General features: G+C 70.1%; 7 protein-coding genes. 4 read left to right on the forward strand and 3 right to left on the reverse strand.

Annotation, left to right across the window (positions count from 1 at the left end):
- Together ACFWF3_RS18635 and ACFWF3_RS18640 are read right to left on the reverse strand one after the other, a co-directional pair.
- The coding region (locus ACFWF3_RS18635; RefSeq protein WP_379314626.1) for a sacsin N-terminal ATP-binding-like domain-containing protein at positions 1–872 on the reverse strand (872 nt) is incomplete at its 3' end.
- A complete protein-coding gene (locus ACFWF3_RS18640) occupies positions 869–2,662 on the reverse strand; it encodes a DUF3027 domain-containing protein (protein WP_379314622.1) in 1,794 nt (597 codons plus the stop codon). The genes ACFWF3_RS18640 and ACFWF3_RS18635, both read right to left, overlap by 4 nt.
- Positions 2,663–2,679: 17 nt before the next feature.
- Here ACFWF3_RS18640 and ACFWF3_RS18645 point away from each other — a divergent pair, with 17 nt between their 5' ends.
- From ACFWF3_RS18645 to ACFWF3_RS18655, 3 genes are all read left to right on the forward strand, one after another.
- Positions 2,680–3,456, forward strand: coding sequence for a glutaminyl-peptide cyclotransferase (locus ACFWF3_RS18645; RefSeq protein WP_379314623.1), 777 nt, complete (start codon positions 2,680–2,682; stop codon positions 3,454–3,456).
- A 69-nt stretch (positions 3,457–3,525) separates the two neighbouring features.
- Positions 3,526–5,424: an MFS transporter gene (locus ACFWF3_RS18650; protein ID WP_379314624.1), complete on the forward strand. Its 1,899-nt coding sequence runs from the start codon at positions 3,526–3,528 to the stop codon at positions 5,422–5,424.
- On the forward strand, positions 5,421–5,951 hold the full coding sequence (locus tag ACFWF3_RS18655; protein WP_379314625.1) for a DUF2771 domain-containing protein: 531 nt from the start codon (positions 5,421–5,423) through the stop codon (positions 5,949–5,951). Before ACFWF3_RS18650 ends, ACFWF3_RS18655 begins: the two co-directional genes overlap by 4 nt.
- A gap of 57 nt (positions 5,952–6,008) precedes the next feature.
- Here ACFWF3_RS18655 and ACFWF3_RS18660 read toward each other — a convergent pair whose 3' ends face one another.
- Positions 6,009–6,434, reverse strand: coding sequence for a cold-shock protein (locus ACFWF3_RS18660; protein ID WP_358071059.1), 426 nt, complete (start codon positions 6,432–6,434; stop codon positions 6,009–6,011).
- Between the two features lie 162 nt (positions 6,435–6,596).
- On the opposite strand from ACFWF3_RS18660, the gene ACFWF3_RS18665 reads away from it, so the two are divergent.
- A complete protein-coding gene (locus tag ACFWF3_RS18665; RefSeq protein WP_378990511.1) occupies positions 6,597–6,833 on the forward strand; it encodes a hypothetical protein in 237 nt (78 codons plus the stop codon).
- The last annotated feature ends 157 nt before the right edge of the window (positions 6,834–6,990 follow it).

Here is a 6,990-nt window from a genome sequence, read left to right on the forward strand (position 1 = left end):
GCCGCGGCTGTGGCTGTGGCGTCGACGGCAGCGGCAGCGGCAGCGGCGTCTGCGGCCACAGCTGTGGCGGTCGCATCGACGGCAGCGTCAACGGCGGCGGCGTCTGTGGAGGGGGCGGCAGTAGCGTCGGTTGCCTGGGCGGCGTTGGAACGAATAGCGTCAGCAGGTTGGGCGTTGGTGGCGAGAACAGTTACCGCGCTGGTGAATTCGTCCGTGTCGATACGGATGCGCTGTAGGGCCGGTAGTTCCAGGAGGAGGTCGGGGGCCTCGGCTCGCATGGCGTCGAGGAGGGCCGCGGGGTCGACGTCGTCGCGCAGGTGTACGACGATCTCGGTGTCGGTGCCCGCGAGTGGGGTGGTCGGCACCGGCCAGGCCAGGCGCAGGACCGGGGGCGCGATTGTCGTGAGGTTCTCGGGGATGCCGATGCCCGTGTCGTGCAAGGCGTTCAGCGTGGCGACGCGGGAGAAGCGCAGGGATCCGGTCGTCGAGCGGACCTCGATCTCGTCACCGACGGACCGCACCGCGGTGAAGCCGACACCGAAGCGACCGACCTGGGCGGCACCCGCCTTTCCGGAGGCACGCAGTGCCGTCAGCGCGTGCACACCGGAAACACTCAGCGGCGCACCGGTGTTCGCGACGTGCAGCCGCCCGTCCAGCACCCGCACGATCAGCTCACCCGCGACACCGGCCTTCGCCGCGGCGTCGGCCGCGTTCTGCGCGAGCTCGGTGAGCAGCCGGTCCCGGTAGCCCGCGGCCACCAGATCCGCCTCGCTGGCACTGTCCTCACGTAACCGCGTCGGCGAATCCCGCCACGCGGCAAGTACTCCGGCCCGCAGCTCCGCGGTACCGAACGGGTCACCCGCTCCGTTCAGCGCGACACCGACGATCCGTGCTCGCTCAGATCAGCCGACTCCGCCGCTTCACCGGATCCCGCATCGCCCGACACCGCGGCCTCGCCTTCAGCGGAAGCCTCCGCATCCGACACAGCAGCCTCACCCTCGACGGAAGCCTCCGCGCCCGACACAGCAGCCTCACCCTCGACGGAAGCCTCCGCGCCCGACACAGCAGCCTCACCCTCGGCGGAAGCCTCCGCGCCCGACACAGTCTCGGCGGCAGGTGCAGCCTCCGCGACCGCGTCGGCAGCAGTCGCTACCTCGTCCGATACGCCCGAAGAGCTCTCGGCATCCGAAGCGGCCGAGGTCTCAGCGGTGGCTGATTCGTCGCCGACGGCGAGTTCTGCCTCGACGGTGGGTTCGGCCGAAACAGTCTCGGCGGGAACCCCGGTGTCCGAGGCGATTTCGGCGGTGACGACCTCATCGGCCGACTCCGGCAGGGCGCCTTCGGTGAGCGCGTGACGCTCAGCGTCCGCGGCGGCGACCGCTTCGGCCTCGGCGGTTTCCTGCCGGTCGCCTGCCCGCTCCGCCGCGGCTTCGCCGACCTCGGTCAACGAGTCCGCGGAACTCGGCTCGGTCTCGGTGTCCGAGGTCGGCGGGACAGCGGCGACCGTTTCGGCCGCTACCTCCACGACCTCGATCGCCGGGTCGGCGGAAGTCTCGGCGACAACCTCCACGACCGTCGTCGCGGGGTCGGCGCCGGCAGGCTCGGCCTCGACCTGGTCGACCACTGTGGCCGACACTTCGGCCGTCGCCTGGGACGCGGTCTCCGACGCGGAGTCTTCACCGGTCGCCGGGGCCGCAGCCGCTGATGCCGAGTCAGAGCCGGTCGCGCGGACCGCAGCCGCTGATGCCGAGTCAGAGCCGGTCGCGCGGACCGCAGCCGCTGATGCCGAGTCAGCGCCGGTCGTCGGGACCGCTGATGCCGGGGCGTCGGCAGACATCTCCGCCGCGGCCTCTGTTGCCGAGTCCGCGCCAGCGGCCTGGGATGTGGCCTTGTCGATCGCGTCCTCGACAGCCGGGCGGACGATCTCGACGAAATCCACCGCGTGGTCGTCGAATGCCTCGTACAGCGGGGATCCGTTGCCGCTGGGTGCCACCACGTCGGAGTGGGCGCCGCACCCGTATTCGATGTGGACGACGTGGCCGTCGGCACCCATCGCGTTGCCGCAGACGCCGAAGGACTCGCGCAGGGCGCCGGCCAGCGGCAGGTAGAAGCCGCACATGCCGCAGGTGCCGGGGGCGGCCTTGGCCATCTCGGTGTCGGGGCCGAACTCGGTGAACCAGCGCTGGGCGGCGTCGGCGCGGCCTTCGAGGCTGAGCACCTGGACGCGGCCGAGGCCGACCTCGCGGGCCACCTCGTCGATCACCGGATCGCCGGTGGCGACGTAGCCGGGAACGAGACGGGGGTCGTCGGCGGGGGCGGCGAGCAGGTCGCCGGGGCCGAGGTCGCCGGGGCGGACCCGCTGTTCCCACGGGACGAAGTCGGGGGCGATCAGGGCGTCGAGGGCAGGCAGCAACGCCGACTCGCTCACCGTCGCGTGGTCGGCGCCGGGGGGCGCGGCGACCACGACGGCCCACTGCCAGCCGCGGTAGCCGGGCAGGGTCGCCTCGAACCGGTGGGTGGCCGCGGTGTCGTCCTCGGCGCTCACCCCCAGATGGACTCCTACCCCGTCGGGTTCCAACGCGACGAGCGCACGACGTGCGACCTCGGCCGCGTCGGCCAGAACGGGACGCACGCCGGACTCCGAAACAGATACTGCGCTCACGGCATACATTTTGCCGTATGAAGTGCAATCGCAGTTCGTTGGCCGTCGCAGTGCTGGTCAGTGTGCTCGGCGCGGGGGCTTGTAGCGGTCCAGAGGAGCCCGGACCGACGCGGTTACGAGTCGAAGTGATCGGCTCGTCACCGCACGATCCGCAGGCCTTCACCCAGGGTCTGGAAGTGGCCGACGGCGTCCGTTACGAGAGCACCGGAATGTGGGGCGTGTCGACCGCGCGGGCCGCCGACCAGCGCACGGGCGCCGAAACAGCGCGCGTCGACCTGCCTGGTCGCGTGTTCGGCGAGGGCATGACCAGGGCGGGCGCGATCGTGTGGCAGTTGACCTGGCAGGACGGTTTCGCCATCGCCCGCGACCCGGTCACCTTGGCCGAGACCGGTCGCGCCGACTATCAGGGTGAGGGCTGGGGATTGTGCGCACAGCCACAGCGGCTGGTGATGAGCGACGGCACCGGCACGCTCACCTTCCGCGACCCGGTGACCTTCGCGCAGACCGGTTCGGTGACGCTGTCCGGCTACCGCGATCCGAAGCCGAACGAATTGGACTGCGCGGAAGACGGCACGGTCTACGCGAACAACTACCCGACGGACGAGATTCTGCACATCGATCCCGAGACCGGCCGGATTCTCGCCGTCATCGAGGCGGGCGGACTGCTCACCCCCGCCGAACGGGCGGGCGCCGATGTGCTCAACGGTATCGCTCACCTGCCCGGCACCGATCGGTTCCTGCTGACCGGCAAGTACTGGCCGCGCATGTTCGAAGTGCGTTTCGTCGGGAAATAACCCGGGTGTGGCCGACATTGCCGCGGCGCGAGTGAACACGCGCCGCCCGAGTGCGACAGAATTGGACTTGTGACTACGCCCCGCGATCCATCCGGTCCTGACCGTGGTCGCCGGGACGGTACTGCCGCCGACCCACACCCCGGCTATGGGCAGTACCCGCCGCGCGCACCGCGCAAGGTCTTCCCCCGGCCCGAACGGCCGCTGCCCGCCGAGCCGCCGACGGTCCGGTCGAAAAGCCTGTTCCGACGCCACCGCCCCGTCGACCCGGCCGCCCCGACCACGCCCGTGCCGAACGCGGCGCCCGCCGGACGCACACCGGACGACTACCCGAAGCGGCGTCCGCCCTTCGACGATCGGGGCCGACCGGCCGCACCACGCGCCGAGCATCCGCACGACGGGCCTCCGGTCGACGATCGGGGCCGACCCCCGGCACCCCGCGACGAGCAAGGACGCTCCGACCTCCCCGGGGACGACACCGGCCCGGCGGGTACCCGTCCCTTTCCTCGCGACGAAGGCGTCGACGACCAGGTCAACCAGCGCGTCCCCCGGAAACTCACCGTCACCCGCGTAGCCGCCATGCGCAGCCGCGAACTCACCGAACGCGGCATCGCCACCTTCCAGCGCGCCGCCAAGGCCGACGGCGCCGACCAGTCCGGCCTGACCGCGCTCACCTACGCCACCATGGCGAACTTCGCGCTCGACGCCGCGATCGCGGTCGCCCTGGCCAACACCCTGTTCTTCGCCAGCGCCACCGCCGAATCCAAAACCAAGGTGGCCCTGTACCTGCTGATCACCATCGCGCCGTTCGCGCTGATCGCGCCGCTGATCGGCCCGCTGCTCGACCGGCTGCAACGCGGTCGCAGGCTCGCGCTGGCGACGACCTTCGGCCTGCGCGCGGGCTTCGCGCTGCTGTTGATCTTCAACATCGACACCTGGGGCCTGTATCCACTGGCCCTGTGCATGATGGTCGGCTCGAAATCCTTCGCCGTGCTCAAGAGCGCGGTGACGCCACGCGTGCTCCCACCGGATATCGACCTGGTGCGTACCAATTCCCGGCTGACCGTGTTCGGCCTGGTCGGCGGCACCATCGGCGCGGGCGCCCTGGCCGCGCTCACCGCCCTGATCGCGGGTTCCACCGGCGCGTTGATCTTCGCCACCGGCATCGCCGTCGCGGGGGTGTTCCTCAGCTTGCGTATTCCGCGCTGGGTCGAGGTGACCGAGGGAGAGGTCCCCGCGACGCTGACCTACCACGGCCCCGACGCGCACACCGAGGTCATCCACCGCGGCGAGCAGTCCGCGGTGCCGCCGCGCAAACGGCGTCAGCCGCTGGGCCGCGCCGTGGTGACCGGCCTGTGGGGCAACAGCTCGATTCGCGTGCTCACCGGCTTCCTCACCTTCTACATCGCCTTCGTCGCCAAGGGGTCGGGCGGCAGTCCCAGCGAACAGGCGGCGATGCTCGGCCTGGTCGGCGCCGCGGCGGCCATCGGCAACTTCGGCGGCAACGCGACCGGCGCCCGGCTGCAATTGGGCAGGCCGTCGCCGGTGGTGCTCGGCTGCACCGGCGCGTGCGCGGTGGTCGCGCTGTTCGCCGCGTTCACCGGGAATCTGTTCGGCGCCGCCGTAGCCGCACTGGTGGCCTCCGCGGCCAGCGCGCTCGCGAAGGTCTCCCTCGATGCCGCCATCCAGGACGATCTCCCGCCGGAATCGATCGCGTCAGGGTTCGGCCGCTCGGAGACCGTGCTGCAACTGAGCTGGGTCGTCGGCGGGGCGGCCGGCGTGCTGATGCCGATCGAATACTGGAAGGGTTTCGCCTTGATCAGCGTGATCCTGCTGGCCGGACTGCTCCAGACGTTCGTCAGCTATACCGGGCACTCGCTGCTGCCGGGTCTGGGCGGCAATCGCCCCCAGCACGTCGAGCAGGAAGTGCCCAACACCCATCCGAGAGGGACAGGAGACCCCACCTGGTGAGCAAGCTCAACGCTCGAACGATCGTCGCGCTGGTCGCGGCCGGACTGTTCGCGGTCGTCGCGGTGACCGCGGTGTGGGTGGGGGTGGCGGTATCGAAGGCGCCCGCGCACACCCCGCAGCTCACCGCGTACGCGCACGGCACGACCATCACTGTCGACCCGTTCATGTACTGCACGGTGCGGATGGAGAATTGCCGGTACGGCGAGACCACGCCGCTGGAGGTCCCCGCCGGTGAACCCGTACAGCTCTCGCTGCCCGACGCGGTCGCCGAATCGCCCTGGCTCATCCAGCTGATCTACCAGCGCCCCAGCGGCGAGCAGCTGGACCGGGTGCTCAGCTTCGCCGACTACCCGGACCGCGCCAGGGCACTCACCATCGAGTCGAAGCCGGAACCAGGCCTGCGTCTGATCGGCATCGAAGTGCAGCTGCCGATCCTGGCCCGTGACATCGCCACCGGGCAGGAAAGCTATATCCCGCACGCCGCCTGGTCGATCGTCACTCCCGAGCCCGAACCTCGCGAGTCCTGAGCCCGAAACGGAACCGGCCCCGAACGACATTCGTTCGGGGCCGGTTTCGCGAAACCGTCAGTGGTCGAGTTCGCGAGCCACGGCCCGCACGACCTCGGAAATACGCTGGGACATCTTGCGATCCGGGTACTTGCCCCGCCGCAGATCCGGCTGCACGGTGCTCTCCAGCAGCGTGATCATGTCCTCGACCAGGCCGTGCAGTTCGTCGGGCGACTTGCGCGGCCCGGCGTCCTTGCGCGCGGGCGCCTGCCCACGGTCACGATCGCGGGCGACGGTCGGCGGCGCCTCGAGCACCGTCACGCTGAGCGCCTGCGGCCCACGGCGACCGGCGGCCATGCCGAATTCGACACGCTGTCCGGGCTTGAGTCCCTCGACGCCCTCGGGCAGCGCGGACGAGCGGACATAGACGTCCTCGCCCTCGTCTTGAGACAGGAAGCCGAAGCCCTTCTCGACGTCGTACCACTTCACCCGGCCGGTCGGCACTGCGCTCACCCGTTCATCATTCGGCACCCGAACCCTTGTGGCCCGGGTTACACAATCTTGCTTGTCGCGAAAAGAACGCGCCCCCCAACAAGGCGGGACGCGATGTGCTGCGAGTCTACCCCGGTGGCTATATCGCGAGCACATCAGTTTTACGGTTCATCGGTGACGAATTCACCAGATCCGGCCTCGCCCGGTCCGCGACGCTCCGGCGATCGCCTGCTGCACGTGGCCCTCGTCCTGTTCGGTACCGGAATTCTGGCGGTGATCGCGATCTTCGTGACGCCGATCGTGTCCGACAGCGATCCGGGGCTGTGGCTCTACGGCCTGGCGATGCTCGCACCTGTCGGCTTCCTGCTCGCGCTGGTTTTCGCGTTGTGGTCGGGCCGACGCGCGCGTTGACGCGTCAACCGAATACCCCACCGAATATCATCCAGCCAAACATGTGACCTTCGTCACATAACGGCGCGGTCACGAAGTGAGCGCACAGCTGTCGCGCACATTCGGCACCGCGACTACCTGCGCGGACACATCAGGGATCACCCTGAGACCACCCCGA

The organism is Nocardia sp. NPDC060220 (assembly GCF_042727815.1).
Taxonomy (GTDB): Bacteria; Actinomycetota; Actinomycetes; order Mycobacteriales; family Mycobacteriaceae; genus Nocardia.